Below are 18484 nucleotides of genomic sequence, written 5' to 3' on the forward strand. Positions count from 1 at the left end.
ATTGTTTTTTTGTGAGGTGCATCATAGCTAGCCTAACCCATTACCGCTATTACTTTTAGTATGTTAAGCTACGATATTTTTATAATAGGCATTGTTGAAAAATTGGATTATAATCGTCATAAATAACAGGTAGTGTTTATGGTAACATCCTCCCTAGTTAGTCAAACCACATCACCCCCAGGGATAGTCATCACTTGGGAACCATTACCGCAGGACTTAGACCTAGAGGATGAACCGGTGGATAATACAGGACAACCACTATTAGCAGGTGCATTAAGAGAAAGTTTAGAAATTGCTGGTTTTATCCAACCACAAATGTTAATCGCCGCTAACTTTGGGCTATGTGCTACCCTTGATGGCCAGTTTATTGCTAAAGCCCCGGATTGGTTATATGTACCGGTAGTTAAGGAAATATTACCAGATAGGAAAAGCTATACACCCCACCTAGAGGGAGATATTCCCGCCATAGTCATGGAGTTTCTTTCCGATAAAGAGGGGGGGGAATATTCAGTCAAACGTACATACCCACCCGGTAAATGGTTTTTTTATGAACAAATTTTACAAGTACCAGTGTATGTAATTTTTGAGCCAGAGGGAGGACTATTAGAATATTATCAGTTAGAAAATGGGCGGTATGAGTTAAAGTCAGCGGATGAAAATGGCCGCCACTGGGTAGAGAGTATGGGGCTATTTTTGGGAACATGGCGGGGGGACAAGGAAGGGCGCAGTGGTTATTGGTTGAGATGGTGGGATAATCAAGGTAACTTGTTACCCTGGGCGGTGGAGAAGATTTTACAAGAAAGCCAACGCGCCGAACAAGAGCGCCAACGTGCCGAACAAGAACGCCAACGCGCCGAACAAGAAAGCCAACGCGCCGAACAAGAGCGCCAACGCGCAGAACAAGAACGCCAAGAAAAGGAAAAACTCAGAGCCTATTTACAATCCCGGGGAATTGATCCTGATATTTTGTAGGGTGGGTCAAATAATCATGGATAGCAACAATTAACAACTTGCTGCTACCAAGACATCAAACTACACCTAAGCAGTACGAAAACGTGCCAACTCTGCGCCAGTTTTCGCATCGTGAGCGTGAACAGTACACACTAAACAGGAATCAAACGATCGCGCCACGTGACCAACCTCCACCGGGTCGGTAGAATCTTCTATGGGTGTCCCGATTAAAGCTTCTTCAATCGGACCGCGTTTACCTTCACCGTCACGGGGGCCAATATTCCAAGTACCAGGAGCAATTACTTGGTAATTTTTAATTTTACCCTTTTCTACCTCCACCCAGTGAGACAAAGCTCCCCGCGCTGCTTCCGTTGCGCCCCAACCCTGGCCATCTTTTTCTGTAGGTTTAATATACCAAGGGTCATTTAATTTAAACTCCCGTAAGCAGTGTTCAGCTTGGCGATATAATTTGACAATCTCGTGCAATCGTCCTAACTGGCGTAGGTGAACACTAGCACCACCCATGTGCTTAAATACATCTAGGATAAATCCGTCATGGTGTTGCCAGGATTCGCCGTGATTACCACCAGCTACTAACTGCCGGGCTAGTGGTCCAGCTTCTAAGCGTCCGAAATCTTGGTGGCGTACAGCACTAGACCAAGAGTAAGCATTGTCAAAGTCTTTACTGTTATTAACAGTGGGTTTAGTAGTGCGGTTGGTTGGGTGAATATCTGCGATACCTTCATCATACCAGGAATGAGTGGTATTTTCCCGGATTTGGGACTGCTCCATTAAAGTGTGAGTATCGCTGAAGCTGTCATATACACCACTTTTCATAATCATGGCAGCATTGCGCCCAGCAATGGTGGGCTTTTGGTATTTGTCCTCATGGGCTAAATATCCCCAAGTGACATATTTACCAACACCAGCGCCATATCTATCAAGACCGATATCTAAACCCATGCGCCAATAAAAACCCAAGTCAGACTCACGATGATTCAGGTCTTCATCTAGCCAGGCCATAAAATCATCATAGGTGCGGATTTGTTCATAACGTTCTAGGGAACAACCCAACCATACAGGCTCTAACCAATTGGTGCGGAAGTATTCCAGGATGGCCCAAGCGCGGGTAATATCGGTGAGGGTGGGGGCGCACATCACACCACCAGGAACCATGTAACTAGAATGCGGCCATTGACCGCCGAATAAAGCATAGATTTCTACAGGTTTGCCGGAAATTGTCACACCAATTTCGTAAGATTTACCAGTGAAAGCTGCAAAGCGGCGACAAGCTTCTTCATAAAAGCGACTACGACGGTAATTTTTATTGGTGAGGTCAATGGCAAACAATCCATAAAAATACCTAGGTATACTTTGCATTGTTTCCACAATTTGACCCAAATTTCTGGCCAATATGGCATTGCGGGGTACTTCTGTACCCCAAAGTGTATCTAATGCCCAAGATGCACTGGTGAGATGGGAACCACCGCAGATACCGCAGATCCGGGGTGTGACAATTAATCCGGCTTGGGGGTCTTTGCCGCGTAAGATAATTTCAAAGCCGCGAAACAGTTCGGCGTGTGTCCAGGCGTTGACTACCCGCCCATTTTCAATATCAACGCGCACATCTAAATCCCCCTCAACTCTACCAACGGGGGAAATATCTAATGTTTTAATTGCCATTCTCCTCTCCTGTAGTTAATTAAGGAATGGGGTCTCTAGTTCCATTCCCTAAACTGTGAAAAAGTCTTCTTCTGCCCAAGCTGGGGCTGCATCTTTAGCGGCCATGGTCAACACGGCGTAGTCTTTGGGTTTGACTCCGGGGGGTAGTTCTTTAGGTACTCCCATGATTGTTTGGGTTTTAAATACGGTTCCTGGTTGGAGGTCAAAGAAGGGGAATTCTGGTTCTGTACAACCTAAACAAGGCATACCGGCGCGAGTTTTGGAGGAAACACGGTTCCACAAAATGCGGTTACAGGATGAGTGGGTCATCGGACCACGACAACCTAAATCATAAAATAGGCAACCTTTACGTTGACCAAATTCCCCTGTGGATGCTTTGTAAGCAAAGTGAACGTTACGGGTACAGCCTGTTTGGGTGTATGTGTTGAAGAAGGTTTGGGGACGATGTAATTCATCTAGGGCGATGTCGGTTATGCGTCCGGTGGCGATCGCCACTAATATCTGCGTAATCCAATCGGGATGGGCGGGACATCCGGGAATATTAATTACGGGTAGTCCGGCTTTAGAAACAAAATCCTGACCTAAAAAGCCCCCCGGTTGACGCTTGAGAAATTGCAACCCTGTTGATTCGCTGGGGTTGGGTGACATGGCTGGGATTCCCCCCCATGTGGCGCAGTCTCCGACTGCTACAATGTATTTAGCCGCTTGGGATAGGTCGGTTAACCAGTCTTTCATGGGGCGATCGGCGAAACGGTTCCATTCCCCTGTACCATTGGGAGCATTTACAACGCTGCCTTCAAACACTAGGATATCTAGGGGAATTTTGCCTAGGAAGCAGTCCCAGAGGAGGGTTTGTAAGTCGTTACCTAGTTCCAGTCCCAAGGAGGGATGCCAAAGTACCTTAATGCCAAAGTCGGCAATTAAATCGCACACTGTCGGTTCTTCGGCGTTGAGAAATGACATGGTGTTACCTGAGCACGCACCACCTTGCAGCCATAGTACGTTAGTCATTAGCTACACATTTTTGTATTGTTGGTTATGCACTGATGGAGGTGATGAGACTTGTAGAGTATCACCTGTTAATCAATATTCATTATTATAATTTAATTTTTGAATTGATTATTTTTTCTTCATCAAAAGATAATATACTCTTGAAGTTACCAACGTACAAATACCTTTTACAGCAGTTTTTAAGTAAATAAATATCATAAATCTTGTGGGTTGAGCATCGGTGCCCGTCATTTTCTGCTTAAATCAGATCAAAGGGTTTGTAAATTAAAGCCTTTTTCAGGCTCATGAAGTACACACCAATTCCCTATTCCCTGTTCCCTGTTCCGGTGTTCCCTCAAACTAAAAAACTTTGTACCTCACGAGCATGGGAAATTCTATAAATATTTCAGGTGTTTAAAGGTGATATCAATATTGGCAATTTACCGGTTGATTTTGCTCAACAGATGCCTTATGGTAAAAGAATTGATTTTCTAAATTTTCCAGATAGATTAATCTAATCTATAGCTTTTTGATGTGTCTAATGAAGTACACACTAATTCGTTACCTGCTCCCTAAAACTAAAAAACTTTGTACCTCACGAGCATGGGAAATGCTATAGCGCCGATTTCATTCTTACCTACTTGGATTTGATTTTGGGCTTAATTGCCAAGTGTTGATTTATGGGATTTTAAACCTGTGTACATCCGCCGAGTTGATAAATTTACCCACTAATGGGCTTTGACCAAATCACGGCAGTTATGAACCCCACTATTACAGATTCAGCAGTAAAAGCAGCGATCGCAGCTATTGGCTCGGAGTCGGCCACAGTAGCAGAAAAAATCCAGATGCTGATTGAAATGGCTCAAGGCTTTCATAAGCAGCCCAAAACCGCCCAAGATTTACGCAATGCAATGGGTCTATATTACCGAGCCTATCAGATGTGTGGTGAGGAATACCCCCTATTGCAAGCCAGGGCTTTGGTGGGGATGGCAGGGACGTTACAAAGTATACCTGATGGCGGTTCTCAACTGCTGCTAGAAGCCAAAGCAAATTATCAGCAGGCTTTGCCAATTTTACAGCAATTAGCATTACCGGAAGAAGTGGCAGAGGCACAGATGAATCTGGGGTTGGTTTTGCAGTCGTTAGTACCATTCAATCTGGCACGGATGACCGACAGTATCCAAGCTTATCATCAGGCTTTACAGGTGTTTACTTGGGAGGATTACCCACAGGAATACGCAATTTTATACAATAATATTGCGATCGCCTACTTGTCTATGCCCATGGCTTCACAACAAGAATACCTACGCCAAGGGTTAGCAGTACAATCCTTTGAAGTAGCATTAAAGCACATTAACTTAATTGACCATCCTCGTGAATATGCCATGTTGCAAAACAATTTGGGTAATGCTTTGCAATATTTAGTCAGTTCCCATCCTTTGGATAATAACTTACGGGCGATCGCAGCTTATGACGAAGCCCTCAAAGTCCGTAACCCCAGAGACACCCCCCTAGAATACGCCAACACCATATCGAATAAAGCCAACGCCTTATTCAACTTACCCGACGATGTAGAAAAGCCAGAATTGGGGAATCCTCAAAACCTCCTCCAAGCATATAATTACTATCAAGAAGCTTGGGCAATTTTCACTAAACACGAACAGCAAGAACAAGCAGAAATTGTTACCCAAGCTATACAAGATATAGAAGTACAAATGCGCGTAACTATGGATTAGTTGGGAATTTACTTACACCTATCACCGAATCACCATGACAGAAATACTCACCAACTTAGCAGATGGTAACTTAAACCTAACCACAGAAATTACCTGGATATTGATAGCTACAGCATTATCAATGTTTAGTGGTGCAATTAGTGCCATGATATTAGCAGGAAAAGATATTGGCTATCAATTTTCAGCCACTTTAGGGGCATTATTTGCCCCTGCTGGTGTGATTCCAGCCATATTATTAAGTTTTGCTCTACTCAACCTATTCAGCAGTTATTAGGAGGCATAATGTTAGAACTGGGATGGCTATCTGCCAAATTATTTTTCAAAGGTAAACTTCTGCGTGACCCATGGGATTTTTTCCAAAAAATTCTCATGGCTTCAGGTATTAGTTCTCTCATATTGATATTATCTCAAACTGCACTCCCTTTTTACCTAGCAGTGACAGTATCTAGTTTAATTACAGGTGCCATGATGCCATATTTATTGAAAGATTTCAAAATGAAATAAATCTACCATCTGCAATTAATCAAATACAGATGAATCAGGATTTATATGTATTCATCTGTATACCCTGCGCTTAGTAGTTAATTGCAGCAAATTTTATTTAAATGAGAGGGCGGGAAAATACCGAGCCTATAAGAAAATTGATAACTTGGCTAATAATTCTATCACCAAGTCAGCCAAATACTACCAACTATCGACCAATATCTCATGACCAAGCTGGAAGAATTAGTTACAGAGATTAACCGATTTGAAGCGATTATATCCCAATGGGATGAAAGCCAAAGGTGTGTAGCTGTAGGATTAAAAAGAGCGATTGAAGATTTACATAAAGCAGCACTGACCAGTTTAATTAAAACCGTCAAAAAAGAATCAATATCGGCCTTGCGGCGAGCAGTAGATGATGACATAGTATATTCAGTTCTGCTGTACCACGAACTAATTAAACCGCCACAAGCACCTTTAATAGACAGAATTCAAGCAGCTCTTGCAGAAGTTCGACCAGGCTTAAAAAGCCATAACGGGGATGTAGAATTTTCAGCACTCAAAGCACCTGATACAGTAGAAGTTAAATTAATTGGTACTTGTAGCAGCTGTCCCACTTCCAATTTAACCTTAACTCAAAGTGTGGAACAGGCGATAAAAAATCATTGTCCCGAAATTACTAAAGTTGTTGCTGTTAATCATAGTGCTACCGCTGTCAATAGTGCATTTTATCCGGAGGATACAGCGACTTGGGTGAAAGTGACAACAGTGGATCAAATTCCCCCATCTGGAATATTGACAGGTAAAATAGGCAAGAATTCCCTGATTTTATATCGTCATGGTGAAAATGTTAACTGTTACCTGAATGCTTGCCCACACCTAGCAACTCCTTTAGATAGAGGTAAGTTAGATAATCACATTCTCACTTGTGCATCTCATGGATTTCAGTATAACTTACAAACTGGTGAATGTTTAACTGTTGCGGATATTCCATTACAGTCTTATCCAGTACACATTAAAACCGATAAAGTGTTTGTAAAATTGCCTAAATATTCTCTTTAATATCAGCAGTTTTTACATTCTCATGAAGTACACACCAATTCCCTGTTCCCTATTCCCTGTTCCCTGTTCCCTCAAAAAAAATACCCTGTATTTATCAATCTTGATCTGCGGTTAATGGACATACCCATCAATATTAATCCTGCGTCCCAGTTATTACTGTTATCCCCTCATGGTGCTGAGGTGATTTTAGGTGATATAATTACACCAGAAATATTAGCAGTGCCTATAGTACCTAGTGCGGTATCTATGTTTGGCCCCCGTGGTGCTTGTTTATTATCTCCAACCGGTCCATTATGGGTATCCGATACAGGACATCACCGGTTATTAGGATGGCGAAATTTACCCACTAGAGATAGTCAACCAGCTGACTGGGTAATTGGACAACCGGATTTTCAGCATGAGGGACAAAATGCTAAAGGTTCACCAGGAAGAAATACTTTTAGTGTTCCTACGGGAATTTGTGCTTGTGGTCATGGGTTAGCGGTTGCTGATGCTTGGAATCATCGGGTATTGATTTGGCAAAATGTCCCGGAGGATAGTCATGTACCAGCAGATTTAGTGTTAGGTCAAGCTGATTTTAGCCATTGTGAACCCAATAGAGGTACTCTAGCAGCAGCTGATACTATGCACTGGCCCTATGGTGTTTTCTATCATCAAGGTAAGTTATTTGTGGCTGATACGGGAAATCGGCGGTTATTAATTTGGCATGAATTACCTACAGAAAATGGTCAACCAGCTGATTTAGTTTTGGGACAACCAAATCTGATATCGCGCCATGAAAATGGGGGGGGTGCTCCTACTGCTGCGAGTATGCGCTGGTGTCATGATATGACAATTTGGAATCATAATTTAGTGGTGGCTGATGCGGGGAATCATCGGGTAATGATTTGGGAGGGAATACCTACAGAAAATAATGCGCCTTGTGCGGTGGTTCTAGGACAACAAAGCTTTGATGTTGTGGAAATGAATCAAGGTGTTTATTTTCCTAGTGCTGGTAGTATGAGTATGCCTTATGGTGTAGGTGTTGGTAATGATTGCTTGCTGGTTGCTGATACTGCTAATTCCCGGTTGTTAGGATGGAAAGGACGGGAATCTTTATTATTATTGCAGGGGGCGGTGGCTGATGCGATCGCCGGACAAGCAAATTTTCAGAGTAAAGGTGAAAATCGTAATTTTGGGTTACCCAGGCGAGATAGTTTAAATTGGTGTTATGGGGTGAAGGTTTGCGGTAATACTGCGGTGATTGCTGACTCTGGAAATAATCGGGTTTTGTTGTGGCGGTTACAGTAACAGTTTTTTAAATTCTCAGGCGCAAAAAAAGAACCATGGAAGATGTGGTAACCCAAGAAATTAGAGTTCGTGGTACTGTTCAGGGTGTCGGATTTCGCCCTACTGTTTATCGTCTAGCTAAAGCTGGGGGGTTGTGTGGTGAAGTTTGTAATGATGGTGAGGGGGTTTTGATTCGGGTGTCTGGAAGTGAGGAGGCGATCGCTGAGTTTGTAGAACGACTATATATTGAATGTCCCCCCTTGGCAAAAATTCAGGAGTTGATTCGCACACCTTATCAGGGTAAGTGGAGTTTTCCTGATTTTGTGATTTCCCACAGTGTCAGCAATTCTATTAAAACTGAAATTGCTCCTGATGCGGCGACTTGTCCCCAATGTCAACAAGAAATTTTTGACCCCTTTAGTCGGTTTTTTCGTTACCCTTTTACTAATTGCACTCACTGCGGTCCGCGCTTCAGTATTATTCGTGGGATTCCTTACGATAGATGCAATACCAGTATGTCTGCGTTCCCTATGTGTGCGGAATGTGAGCAGGAGTATAATGATGTGGAAAATCGCCGCTTTCATGCCCAACCTGTAGCTTGTCATACTTGCGGACCCACAGCTTGGTTAGAACGCGCCGATGGTCAACCTGTGACGGCTTCCATGTTTTCTATGCTCGATGATGTGGATGCTGTTTGTACTTTGCTGCAAAAAGGGGAGATTGTCGCTATTAAGGGGTTGGGTGGTATTCACCTAGCTTGTGATGCAACTCAAGAGGGGGTTGTGCAAAAACTCCGTCAACGTAAACACCGTGATTATAAGCCTTTGGCTTTAATGGCGCGGGATATTTCTATTATTGAACAATATTGTATAGTCAACCCCAGGGAAAGGGAATTACTACAGAGTCCCGCTGCGCCGATTGTGTTGTTACATCAGAAACCATGGGAAAATGAAGATGGGCAGATAATTGCTGAGTTTCCCATTGCGCCTGCAGTTGCACCAGGACAAAATACCCTGGGTTTTATGTTACCTTATACGCCTTTACATCATTTAATTCTCCGGCGGATGAATCGCCCTATTGTGTTAACTAGTGGGAATATTGCTGATGAACCACAATGTATTGATAATGGCGAAGCTAGGGAAAAGTTAGGTAAAATAGCTGATTATTTTCTCTTACACAATCGCGAAATTGTCAACCGAGTTGATGATTCTGTGGTGCGGGTGGTTGATGATAGAGTAAAAATCATTCGCAGAGCTAGGGGATACGCACCAGCAGCGATGAAGTTACCCCCAGGATTTGAGCAGGTACCGCCGATTTTAGCAATGGGTAGTCAGTTAAAAAATACTTTTTGTCTGTTGCGGGAAAATGAGGCGATTGTTTCTCAGCATTTGGGGGATTTAGGAAATGCAGGGGCTTTTTATAGCTATCATGATACCCTCAATCTCTATTTAAATTTATTTGAACATCAACCCCAGGCGATCGCTGTTGACAAACATCCTGAATATCTGGCGACAAAACTGGGTAAGGAAGTCGCACCTGTGAATAAAGTTAAACTGCATCACATCCAACATCATCACGCCCATATTGCTGCTTGTATGGCAGAAAATGGTATTCCTTTAAATGCACCCCCAGTTTTAGGTATTGCTTTAGATGGTTTAGGTTATGGCGAAGATGCTACATTTTGGGGGGGTGAATTTCTGTTAGCAGACTATCGCCGATTTCAGCGATTAGCAACTTTTAAGCCTGTAGCTATGATTGGGGGTGAACAGGCTATTTATCAACCTTGGCGTAACACCTACGCCCATTTACTCAGCGCCGATCTTTGGGAGACTTGTCAACAAGAATATTCTGACTTGGAAATTATCAAATTTTTACAGCAAAAGCCCTTAAAGCTGATTAATCAAGCTCTAGCACAGGGAATTAATTCCCCCCTCGCTTCCTCCGTTGGGAGGTTATTCGATGGGGTAGCAGCTGCTATGGGTATTTATCCCGAAAAATGCAGCTATGAAGGACAAGCTGCGATCGCCATGGAGGCTTTAGTTAATCCTCTGAGTTTAAATAATTATGAAGAAACTCTAATTTATCCTTTTGAGGTGAATTTTTCCGATAGTATTTACTATATAGACTCCAAACCAATGTGGCCAGACTTACTTCGGGACTTACAAAAACAAGTTAAGCCATCAGATATAGCTAGAAAGTTTCATACAAGTTTATCTCAAACTATTGTCAATTTAGTTAAACATCTGTGTCACGAAAATGTAATTAATCAGGTGGCTTTAACAGGGGGTGTATTTCAAAACTGTATCTTATTAGCACAGGTAAAGGCAGGTTTAGAAAACTTAGGTATCCATGTACTGACCCATAATTTATTTCCTGCCAATGATGGCAATATATCATTGGGACAGGGGGTGATTACAGCAGCACAATTAATGAATCTTCCTTAAAATGCTGTTGAGGTTAATTTCCCCTAAAGTAAGGTTGTACGGCTACCCTATGGTTATTCTTACAGAAAAAAACAATGTGTTTAGGAATTCCCGGTCAAATTATCGAAATCAGCGATATTAACCATAAATTAGCGATAGTTAATATCGGTGGAGTTAAACGTCAAGTCAATATTGCTTGTATTGTTAATGAAGAACATCCCCCAGAAAAATGTATTGGTGATTGGGTACTAGTTCATGTTGGTTTTGCTATGAATCGGATTAATGAGGAAGAAGCAAAGGAAACATTACAACTACTAGCAGAACTAGCTCAAGCAGTGAGTAATTAAAGGTCTACGGGTTACGCCACGCTACGCTATCAGCAAAAATACTTTTATGAAATACGTTGATGAATTTCGAGAACCGGAAAAAGCCGCAGCTTTAACCAAGCAAATCACTAAACTTGGTCAGCAGCTAGAAAAACCTATTAAAATCATGGAGGTATGCGGGGGACATACCCATTCTATATTTAAATATGGTATTGAAGATATCCTTCCCCATAACCTAGAACTGATACATGGCCCCGGTTGTCCTGTGTGTGTGATGCCAAAGGGAAGATTAGATGATGCGATCGCCATCTCCCAACATAATAACGTTATCCTCGCCACATTTGGGGACACTATGCGGGTTCCCGGTTCCCATACTAGCCTCTTGCAAGCCAAAGCTAGGGGCGCAGATATTCGCATGGTATACTCGCCATTAGATAGTCTACAAATCGCCAGAGACAACCCCGATAAAGAAATAGTCTTTTTTGCCCTAGGCTTTGAAACCACCGCCCCCAGTACCGCCCTCACCATCTTACAAGCAGCAGCGGAGAACATCACTAATTTTAGTATGTTTTCTAATCATGTCCTGGTAATTCCCGCCCTCCAAGCCCTACTAGATAACCCCGACTTACAACTAGATGGATTTATTGGCCCTGGTCATGTGAGTATGGTAATTGGGACAGAACCCTATGAATTTATTTCTCAAAAATATCATAAACCTATAGTAGTTTCCGGTTTTGAACCCTTAGATATACTCCAATCAATTTGGATGCTGCTACAGCAACTAGTAGAAAATCGTTGCGAAGTTGAAAATCAATATAACAGATTAGTAGAACCAGCTGGAAACCTAGTCGCATTGCAAGCCATCAACCAAGTTTTTGCAGTTAGAGAAAACTTTGACTGGCGGGGTTTAGGGGACATACCTAAATCAGGCTTAAAAATCCGTCCTGAATATGCCCAATTTGACGCAGAACTAAAATTTACTATTCCTAACTTAAAAGTCAGAGACCACAAAGCCTGTGAATGTGGAGAAATCCTGAAAGGAACCTTAAAACCTTGGCAATGTAAAGTATTTGGTACAGCTTGCACACCAGAAACACCTATAGGAACCTGTATGGTTTCCTCCGAAGGAGCCTGTGCAGCCTATTACAAATATGGCAGACTTGCTGCCATGAGTAAAAAAGCCGCAAAAATTGCCTTAACCCCATAGCAGAATCATCAATACTGCTGCTGACTCAATATTTAAACATGAATATTTTCCCCAACAACAAAACCCAAAACCCCCCCAAAACTAAACTTAGAGATACTCATATTACCCTCGCCCACGGTAGCGGGGGTAAAGCCATGCGGGATTTAATCCAAGATATTTTTGTCAGCAGTTTTGATAATCAAATTCTTGCACAACTAGAAGACCAAGCCAGTTTAAAGTTAACTCATCTCACAGCACAAGGTGATAGACTGGCATTTACCACAGATTCCTATGTAGTAGACCCTTTATTTTTTCCCGGTAGTGACATTGGGGAATTAGCCGTTAATGGTACCATTAACGACTTAGCCGTTAGTGGTGCTACACCTTTATACCTCACTTGTAGCGTAATTTTAGAAGAAGGTCTACCTGTAGAAACCTTGCGCCGGGTGGTTGGGAGTATGAAATTAGCCGCCCAAAAAGCTGGCGTGCAGATTGTCACAGGTGATACTAAGGTTGTGCATCGTGGCGCGGCGGATAAACTGTTTATTAATACTACAGGTATTGGGGTAATTCCTGAAGGAATTAACATTTCTGCCCATAATATCCAAGTGGGAGATGTAGTAATTATTAATGGTGAGTTGGGAAATCATGGTACGGCGATTTTAATCGCTCGTGGGGAATTAGCATTAGAAACTCATATAGAAAGTGACTGTCAACCATTACACAGTTTAGTAAAAACTATCCTGAATGTTTGTCCTGAAGTTCACGCCATGCGGGATGCTACACGGGGCGGTTTAGCGACGGTTTTAAATGAATTTTCTCTCAGTTCTGATGTTGGTATTCGTGTCCATGAACCATCTATTCCTATACGGGAAGAGGTACAAGGAGTTTGTGAAATCTTAGGTTTAGACCCCTTATATTTAGCCAATGAAGGTAAATTAGTTGTGGTGGTAGGGGGTAATCACGCAGAAACTGTATTATCAGCGATGAAGTCCCACCCCGCCGGTAAAGATGCTTGTATAATTGGTGAGGTTATTGCTTCACCTCCGGGAGTTGTCTTATTACAAACAACTTTTGGGACTCAAAGAATTGTTGATATGTTAGTGGGGGAACAATTACCGAGAATTTGTTAATTTTTATCTGTGTGTATCTGTGGTTTCAAATCTGATCAAAATATGCATGAGTTAGGAATTACACAAAATATTGTCGCTATTGTGAGCGAACAGGCCCAAGGGGCAAAAGTTAACCGCGTAGTTTTAGAAATTGGCGCACTTTCGGCGGTTTTACCGGAAGCTATAGAGTTTTGTTTTGACATCTGTACTCAAGGTACAGTATTAGTAGGAGCCATATTAGAAATTAACATAATCCCTGGTTTAGCACGCTGTCGTACTTGCAAAGCGGAAATAACTTTAAATAAACCATTTGGTATATGTAGCTGTGGTAGCGTGGAATTAGATTTAATAACCGGTGAAGAACTGAAAATTAAAGAAATAGAAATAGAGGAATTATGTGTGTAACCTGCGGTTGCTCTGATAATGCTCACATTACAATCACTAATTTAGCCACAGGTGAGGTGGAACATAATCATCACCACACTCATACTCACAGTTTACCTGATGGTACTGTAATTACCCATTCCCATGATCATCAGGGTGAAGAGTCTCAAATTCATGCTAAAATTCATGGCACAACTATATCTTTAGAACAAGATATTTTAGCTAAAAATAATCTGTTAGCAGCCCAGAATCGGGGATGGTTTCAAGGACGGAATATTTTAGCTTTAAATTTAATGAGTTCTCCTGGTGCTGGAAAAACCACTCTGCTCACCCGGACGATTCAAGATTTAAAACACCAGTTACCTATTAGTGTTATTGAAGGCGACCAAGAAACAGCTAATGATGCTCAAAAGATTCAGGAAACAGGCTGTAAGGTTGTGCAGATTAACACGGGTACTGGTTGTCATTTAGAAGCTGCTATGATTGCTAGGGGTTTACAGCAGTTAAACCCCCCTCTTAATTCTGTGGTGATGATTGAAAATGTGGGAAATTTAGTATGTCCAGCTTTATTTGATTTGGGAGAACAAGCTAAGGTAGTGATTCTCTCGGTGACTGAGGGAGAAGATAAGCCGATAAAATATCCCCATATGTTCCGCGCTAGTGAAATTATGATTCTCACTAAGGTTGATTTATTGCCTTATGTACAGTTTGATGTAGAAAAATGTATTGAGTATGCGCGACAGGTTAACCCTAAAATTCAAGTTTTCCAGGTTTCTGCTACTACTGGTATGGGTTTAGAAAGTTGGTATGGGTGGTTATCAGCAACTGTTGCTGATTTTCTCCCAGTTTCTGTTGAACTCAGTTAAATTCCCTCCCCGCAGGACGGGAAGGGTGAATATGATGGGACAGGTTGGGTATTATAGCCAATCCCGATAAGCGGAAATCTCATTCACCCTGATTTCAAAGGGTGTACCTTTGCCAAAGGGAGGATAAACGCGAATTTTGGCATCACTGGTAAACCGTTCTAGCCTGTTTCCTAACTGGGGAATATTACTGACTATATGCCAGTAAGATACTATATCAGGGCAGTCAATGATTAGTGTCAGGGTGGTACTATTCTTGGTGAGATACCATTGACATTTAGATAAGAGTACTTGAGTAATGCGATCGCAGGCCTGAAAAAAGCATATACCAGTAGACCGCTCTAACTCTAGATGCAGCATTCCATCTTGTTTTGTTACCTCGGTGGGAGGTAAATCATCAGGAGGAAGCTGGTGTAGTTTAGACATAATTCCGAACCTCTTGGTTGTAACGCTGCAAACTCTCTAAGTTGTTTTGCAAAACAAAGGAGGAGGGTTTGAGCGCTAATGTGTCGAGATTTAACTCGTCCTGAAATCTGGTGATTTTGTCGCGACAAGTCCTCACATCACCAATAATTGAGTTCTCAATTAAGTAGTCTTCATCAAAACAAATATTTGTGCGGTCAAATGGTTTTTGGTGAGGATTTGAGCCTTTCTGGATGATCTGCGCCGTGTTGGCTTGCATTTTTTGGCTGAATTTACGGATGAATGGTAATGCGGCGCTGATTGCTTCATCGTTTGTTTTACCAACATAAAAGAACCGTGCTAATACTAGTTTCTCAGCACCACTAGGATTCACAGCTCGATATTTAGCGACGGTATTTTTTAATCTCTCTAAGGAGAATGGCGGCCCCCCCATTAAGCCAAAGGAATTTTCAGCCGCAAATTGTATACCTTGATCATCACCAGTGGCTATGTAAACTGGGATTCTATGCTGCAAGGGTTTGGGGGTAATTGTCAAGCGATCGCATTGATAATACTGTCCGTTAAATGAAACATCAGCATCATACAGCAGCTGTTGAATGAGGGCGATCGCCTCTAACATTTTGGCGCGAGATTCCCCCATGGGTGTACCAAAATGCTTGTTATGTTGGGGAAATGGCCCACCCTTAGCCACCCCAAATAATAATCTACCATTACACAAATTATCGAGAGTAGCAATATCCTCCGCTACTCGGATCGGGTTATGAAATGGTAATAATACTGCTGCTGTACCTAATTGAATAGTTGAAGTTAGTCCCGCAAGGTGTCCCATCAACACCAACATAGATGAGCTGAGATTGAACTCATTAAAATGATGTTCACTCACCCAAGCTGAATCAAAACCTAAACTCTCCGCCTCTTTTACTAGCGCTACCTGTTCCCAGATGCTGTGACTAGTATTTTGATCATGGTTTTCGTAATTGCAAAAAATTCCGGTTTTCATTTTTGGCGATCGCTATTTAGTTGTCACCCATTGCAATTCCAACCACAACCGGGGATTGGTCTGCTTGAGCTTGGACATGGGATCGCGTAGCAGTCGCTTCGCGTTCATACAGACTACTTCCACTAGCCCCATATTATGTGCTAGTTCTCTGAGTATATGTTTTTGCGCTTGCACATGAGGAAGTATTTCTTCACAGCAATAAATTCCTATATATTGCAAACGTTTAGCTGGTCGTCCCCAAAAACAGGTGATAACTTTCACATGACACCCGTCTAGTAATTCCCCAAGTGTTGGGTAATATTGAGTTACGACTCTTGTGAATTCTTTAGCCAGGATATGTTCAGCAATCATATCAACTGATATTTATGTAGCGGTCATCACGCTATTTAATATAACATATTATTGTCAATTAAACCTGACTTATAGGATTTATTTCTATTTTTACAAAGGAATAAGTACAAATTGCATGATCGGCGATCGCACTGAAGAACCGCAAAAATTATCTAAATGCTTCAATTATATCTAAATAGACATTAACCAATTTATGGTCAATTACCAACGCTTCAACCTGTGGCCAAGTACGAGCTAAAAACTGATGAAATTCGCGTTTTCGCATATTGCCAAAACGGAGATGTACTACTTTAGGTGGGGAAAAATCAAGCATCAGTCGATCAGAAAAGTCTGCATCTTTCGTAACAATAACCAGTTTTTTCTCCTTTGCATATTCCCAAATTTCCGTATCACTTGGACTCGTACCTAAAACCGAAACATGAACGATGGGTAAAGATGGAGTGAACAGGATTTTAGCTGGTAAATTTTCATCGAAGAAAAAACCATTCATGCAATTTTTCTTACTTCATAGTGATTCGCCATCAATCTTGCTGCAAATTGGATACACGCATAAATATCTTCTCGATTCAGAGAAGGATATTCTTCAAGGACTTCTTCAATAGAATCTCCTGCTCCCAAAAATTCCATAATTGTTTGCACAGAAATTCGGGTTCCAGCTATAATGGGTCTTCCATTACAAATATCTGGATGGATATGGATAGGACTTTCCATTAAGGTTTTGTTACCTCCGTTATTACCTAAATTGACTCTATCCTGACGTAGAGCAGCAAAAAGCTATTGTTTCCTTAACCTAACCTATCTATCATATCACCGCCAACTCTGCTGGCTGCATCAATAAAAAAATGGCGCGTTACATTTCATTAACGCACCCTACAGGATCGGCGATCGCACTTTGTAAGTGAGTATGATTTCAAGGTCAACTTATACCCAGACCCTGTGATTAAGTTCCTGGACGAGAGCGCAGATGATCGGGTATGTGATGGCGATCGCCTAATATTTCTAACAAGGGACCATTAACATCAAATTTAAGCATACTTACCGATGCAACTAAAATATTGACCCGATAGCGATAGCGTCCTAAATCAATTCCCAGTAAACTGCAAAGCATAATCCGAATTGTAGCTTTATGGGAAACTACTAAAACATTACCTTGAGGATGTTTTTCTTGAATTTCAGCAATTACCGACATAGAACGGTTAGCAATCTCTACCGCCGTTTCTCCACCTAGGGGCGCATTCCAGGCCGGTTCTGTTAACCATTTGACATAGTTTTCTGAGTAATTCTCTTGCACAAAGGATTTACTCTTAGTTTCCCATTCGCCATAACTACCTTCCCTCAATCCGTCACGCAACTGCATATTGACACCCACAGCATCACAAAACGGCTTGGCCGTTGCTATTGTGCGCTTCATGGGGCTAACATAAACCGCTGACCAGTCCAATTTTTGATAAACATTAGCAAAACTCTCCGCCATTTCCATTCCTGCTGTAGTCAAATCTGCATCAGTTTGACCACAGAAATTACCACTTTGGCTAAAAGTAGTTTCTCCATGTCGCAGTAAGTATAAATTAAGTGTCATAGCTGCCGTGGATTGGGAAATTAAAGAGCTTGTGCAGAAATAAACTACCACACACTTGGCTATTGAATATGTAATACCAGAACAAAGTAATTAAGAGGTTTTTTTAGGGGCGGTATTCCTTTTTGTCTCGTTTGCGCATTTTCCTGTCTTCGGCATTTTCCGAGGAAATATTTTGTATGTTTATTGGTTTACCCGCTTCCAGGATAAGTCGCTGTTGACTGGGAAGAGGTATGAGCATCAACAGCCATTATTCCCCGTCTGATAGCGAAAGTCCACTAAAAGTGGACTAGTGGGTTACATATAATACTCTAGGCAATGATTGTTAACTTTATTTAAAATCTTATATTCAATACTCAGTGGGATTGATCCGACTTTAGTCAAACTTAATGAGAGTAAATAAGGGGGTTTATCTCTACCCTAGGGTAGATGACAAACTGACAGTTATTCTAACTTAAAGTTATTTACACTTGTATAAATTTTAATAAACTGTCTGCTAAATTACTGTCTGCTATCCTCTATATTGAAATTTCTGCCCTTGTATATCCCCTAGTTTCCCCATGTCCAGACTTTTGATTAGCCAGTACCAAGCAGAAGTAGCCAAAATTATTCAGTTTGGCGGTTCCCGCAAAGAAACTTCTATTCGCGTGGCTTTTCAAAACCTCT

General features: G+C 41.8%; 21 protein-coding genes. 12 read left to right on the forward strand and 9 right to left on the reverse strand.

Annotated elements, in window-relative coordinates; all coding sequences use genetic code 11:
- The first annotated feature begins 138 nt into the window (after positions 1 to 138).
- Positions 139 to 972 (forward strand): Uma2 family endonuclease, encoded by an 834-nt coding sequence (locus NWP22_RS03090; protein ID WP_280801501.1) that lies wholly within the window; start codon positions 139 to 141, stop codon positions 970 to 972.
- A gap of 66 nt (positions 973 to 1038) precedes the next feature.
- On the opposite strand, the gene NWP22_RS03095 is transcribed toward NWP22_RS03090, so the two are convergent.
- Together NWP22_RS03095 and NWP22_RS03100 are read right to left on the reverse strand one after the other, a co-directional pair.
- Positions 1039 to 2634, reverse strand: coding sequence for a nickel-dependent hydrogenase large subunit (locus NWP22_RS03095; protein WP_271731968.1), 1596 nt, complete (start codon positions 2632 to 2634; stop codon positions 1039 to 1041).
- 48 nt (positions 2635 to 2682) lie between these two features.
- On the reverse strand, positions 2683 to 3645 hold the full coding sequence (locus tag NWP22_RS03100; protein WP_280801502.1) for an NADH-quinone oxidoreductase subunit B family protein: 963 nt from the start codon (positions 3643 to 3645) through the stop codon (positions 2683 to 2685).
- Positions 3646 to 4382: 737 nt separating this feature from the next.
- Between NWP22_RS03100 and NWP22_RS03105 the strand changes: the two genes are divergently transcribed.
- The 11 genes from NWP22_RS03105 to hypB all read left to right on the forward strand — a co-directional run bounded on the left by NWP22_RS03105 (position 4383) and on the right by hypB (position 14471).
- Positions 4383 to 5360: a tetratricopeptide repeat protein gene (locus NWP22_RS03105; protein WP_271731964.1), complete on the forward strand. Its 978-nt coding sequence runs from the start codon at positions 4383 to 4385 to the stop codon at positions 5358 to 5360.
- Positions 5361 to 5394: 34 nt separating this feature from the next.
- Positions 5395 to 5634 carry an asr0689 family protein gene (locus NWP22_RS03110; RefSeq protein ID WP_271731962.1) on the forward strand — a complete coding sequence of 80 codons (240 nt, stop codon included), beginning with the start codon at positions 5395 to 5397 and terminating at the stop codon, positions 5632 to 5634.
- 8 nt (positions 5635 to 5642) lie between these two features.
- Positions 5643 to 5864, forward strand: a complete 222-nt coding sequence (locus tag NWP22_RS03115) for a hypothetical protein (protein ID WP_271731960.1) — start codon at positions 5643 to 5645, stop codon at positions 5862 to 5864.
- A gap of 204 nt (positions 5865 to 6068) precedes the next feature.
- Positions 6069 to 6905, forward strand: coding sequence for a NifU family protein (locus tag NWP22_RS03120; protein ID WP_271731958.1), 837 nt, complete (start codon positions 6069 to 6071; stop codon positions 6903 to 6905).
- Positions 6906 to 7019: 114 nt separating this feature from the next.
- On the forward strand, positions 7020 to 8195 hold the full coding sequence (locus NWP22_RS03125; protein WP_280801503.1) for an NHL repeat-containing protein: 1176 nt from the start codon (positions 7020 to 7022) through the stop codon (positions 8193 to 8195).
- 44 nt (positions 8196 to 8239) lie between these two features.
- Complete coding sequence (hypF, locus tag NWP22_RS03130) at positions 8240 to 10618, forward strand: carbamoyltransferase HypF (RefSeq protein ID WP_280801506.1); 2379 nt, start codon at positions 8240 to 8242, stop codon at positions 10616 to 10618.
- A 74-nt stretch (positions 10619 to 10692) separates the two neighbouring features.
- Positions 10693 to 10944, forward strand: coding sequence for a HypC/HybG/HupF family hydrogenase formation chaperone (locus tag NWP22_RS03135; protein WP_271731954.1), 252 nt, complete (start codon positions 10693 to 10695; stop codon positions 10942 to 10944).
- Between the two features lie 46 nt (positions 10945 to 10990).
- Complete coding sequence (gene hypD / locus NWP22_RS03140) at positions 10991 to 12130, forward strand: hydrogenase formation protein HypD (RefSeq protein WP_271731952.1); 1140 nt, start codon at positions 10991 to 10993, stop codon at positions 12128 to 12130.
- Positions 12131 to 12168: 38 nt separating this feature from the next.
- Positions 12169 to 13242, forward strand: coding sequence for a hydrogenase expression/formation protein HypE (hypE, locus tag NWP22_RS03145; protein ID WP_271731950.1), 1074 nt, complete (start codon positions 12169 to 12171; stop codon positions 13240 to 13242).
- Positions 13243 to 13284: 42 nt separating this feature from the next.
- On the forward strand, positions 13285 to 13626 hold the full coding sequence (hypA, locus tag NWP22_RS03150; RefSeq protein WP_271731948.1) for a hydrogenase maturation nickel metallochaperone HypA: 342 nt from the start codon (positions 13285 to 13287) through the stop codon (positions 13624 to 13626).
- Entirely contained in the window at positions 13617 to 14471 is an 855-nt protein-coding gene (gene hypB, locus NWP22_RS03155) for a hydrogenase nickel incorporation protein HypB (RefSeq protein ID WP_280801504.1), read from the forward strand. The genes hypA and hypB overlap by 10 nt, the downstream gene beginning before the upstream one ends.
- A gap of 51 nt (positions 14472 to 14522) precedes the next feature.
- Here hypB and NWP22_RS03160 read toward each other — a convergent pair whose 3' ends face one another.
- The 7 genes from NWP22_RS03160 to NWP22_RS03190 form a co-directional block, all read right to left on the reverse strand.
- Positions 14523 to 14894, reverse strand: coding sequence for a hypothetical protein (locus tag NWP22_RS03160; RefSeq protein WP_200988012.1), 372 nt, complete (start codon positions 14892 to 14894; stop codon positions 14523 to 14525).
- Entirely contained in the window at positions 14887 to 15891 is a 1005-nt protein-coding gene (locus NWP22_RS03165) for an LLM class flavin-dependent oxidoreductase (protein ID WP_271731944.1), read from the reverse strand. The genes NWP22_RS03160 and NWP22_RS03165 overlap by 8 nt, the downstream gene beginning before the upstream one ends.
- A 12-nt stretch (positions 15892 to 15903) precedes the next feature.
- Positions 15904 to 16242: a hypothetical protein gene (locus NWP22_RS03170; RefSeq protein ID WP_271731942.1), complete on the reverse strand. Its 339-nt coding sequence runs from the start codon at positions 16240 to 16242 to the stop codon at positions 15904 to 15906.
- Positions 16243 to 16390: 148 nt separating this feature from the next.
- Positions 16391 to 16732: a DUF5615 family PIN-like protein gene (locus NWP22_RS03175; protein ID WP_280801505.1), complete on the reverse strand. Its 342-nt coding sequence runs from the start codon at positions 16730 to 16732 to the stop codon at positions 16391 to 16393.
- Positions 16729 to 16953, reverse strand: a complete 225-nt coding sequence (locus tag NWP22_RS03180; protein ID WP_271731938.1) for a DUF433 domain-containing protein — start codon at positions 16951 to 16953, stop codon at positions 16729 to 16731. Before NWP22_RS03180 ends, NWP22_RS03175 begins: the two co-directional genes overlap by 4 nt.
- A gap of 229 nt (positions 16954 to 17182) precedes the next feature.
- The gene (locus NWP22_RS03185; RefSeq protein ID WP_200988015.1) at positions 17183 to 17821 is read right to left on the reverse strand and encodes a histidine phosphatase family protein; all 639 of its coding nucleotides are present in this window, start codon (positions 17819 to 17821) and stop codon (positions 17183 to 17185) included.
- A gap of 103 nt (positions 17822 to 17924) precedes the next feature.
- The gene (locus NWP22_RS03190) at positions 17925 to 18059 is read right to left on the reverse strand and encodes a hypothetical protein (protein WP_271731936.1); all 135 of its coding nucleotides are present in this window, start codon (positions 18057 to 18059) and stop codon (positions 17925 to 17927) included.
- Positions 18060 to 18484 lie beyond the last annotated feature (425 nt).

It is taken from the genome of Anabaenopsis tanganyikae CS-531, from assembly GCF_029891675.1.
In the GTDB taxonomy this organism is placed as follows: domain Bacteria; phylum Cyanobacteriota; class Cyanobacteriia; order Cyanobacteriales; family Nostocaceae; genus Anabaenopsis; species Anabaenopsis arnoldii.

Coding starts and splice junctions, on each gene's coding strand:
- NWP22_RS03090 (WP_280801501.1), top strand. CDS start 139: ATGGTAACATCCTCCCTAGTTAGTCAAACCACATCACCCCCAGGGATA.
- NWP22_RS03095 (WP_271731968.1), bottom strand. CDS start 2,634: ATGGCAATTAAAACATTAGATATTTCCCCCGTTGGTAGAGTTGAGGGG.
- NWP22_RS03100 (WP_280801502.1), bottom strand. CDS start 3,645: ATGACTAACGTACTATGGCTGCAAGGTGGTGCGTGCTCAGGTAACACC.
- NWP22_RS03105 (WP_271731964.1), top strand. CDS start 4,383: ATGAACCCCACTATTACAGATTCAGCAGTAAAAGCAGCGATCGCAGCT.
- NWP22_RS03110 (WP_271731962.1), top strand. CDS start 5,395: ATGACAGAAATACTCACCAACTTAGCAGATGGTAACTTAAACCTAACC.
- NWP22_RS03115 (WP_271731960.1), top strand. CDS start 5,643: ATGTTAGAACTGGGATGGCTATCTGCCAAATTATTTTTCAAAGGTAAA.
- NWP22_RS03120 (WP_271731958.1), top strand. CDS start 6,069: ATGACCAAGCTGGAAGAATTAGTTACAGAGATTAACCGATTTGAAGCG.
- NWP22_RS03125 (WP_280801503.1), top strand. CDS start 7,020: ATGGACATACCCATCAATATTAATCCTGCGTCCCAGTTATTACTGTTA.
- NWP22_RS03135 (WP_271731954.1), top strand. CDS start 10,693: ATGTGTTTAGGAATTCCCGGTCAAATTATCGAAATCAGCGATATTAAC.
- hypD (WP_271731952.1), top strand. CDS start 10,991: ATGAAATACGTTGATGAATTTCGAGAACCGGAAAAAGCCGCAGCTTTA.
- hypE (WP_271731950.1), top strand. CDS start 12,169: ATGAATATTTTCCCCAACAACAAAACCCAAAACCCCCCCAAAACTAAA.
- hypA (WP_271731948.1), top strand. CDS start 13,285: ATGCATGAGTTAGGAATTACACAAAATATTGTCGCTATTGTGAGCGAA.
- hypB (WP_280801504.1), top strand. CDS start 13,617: ATGTGTGTAACCTGCGGTTGCTCTGATAATGCTCACATTACAATCACT.
- NWP22_RS03160 (WP_200988012.1), bottom strand. CDS start 14,894: ATGTCTAAACTACACCAGCTTCCTCCTGATGATTTACCTCCCACCGAG.
- NWP22_RS03165 (WP_271731944.1), bottom strand. CDS start 15,891: ATGAAAACCGGAATTTTTTGCAATTACGAAAACCATGATCAAAATACT.
- NWP22_RS03170 (WP_271731942.1), bottom strand. CDS start 16,242: ATGATTGCTGAACATATCCTGGCTAAAGAATTCACAAGAGTCGTAACT.
- NWP22_RS03175 (WP_280801505.1), bottom strand. CDS start 16,732: ATGAATGGTTTTTTCTTCGATGAAAATTTACCAGCTAAAATCCTGTTC.
- NWP22_RS03180 (WP_271731938.1), bottom strand. CDS start 16,953: ATGGAAAGTCCTATCCATATCCATCCAGATATTTGTAATGGAAGACCC.
- NWP22_RS03185 (WP_200988015.1), bottom strand. CDS start 17,821: ATGACACTTAATTTATACTTACTGCGACATGGAGAAACTACTTTTAGC.
- NWP22_RS03190 (WP_271731936.1), bottom strand. CDS start 18,059: ATGCTCATACCTCTTCCCAGTCAACAGCGACTTATCCTGGAAGCGGGT.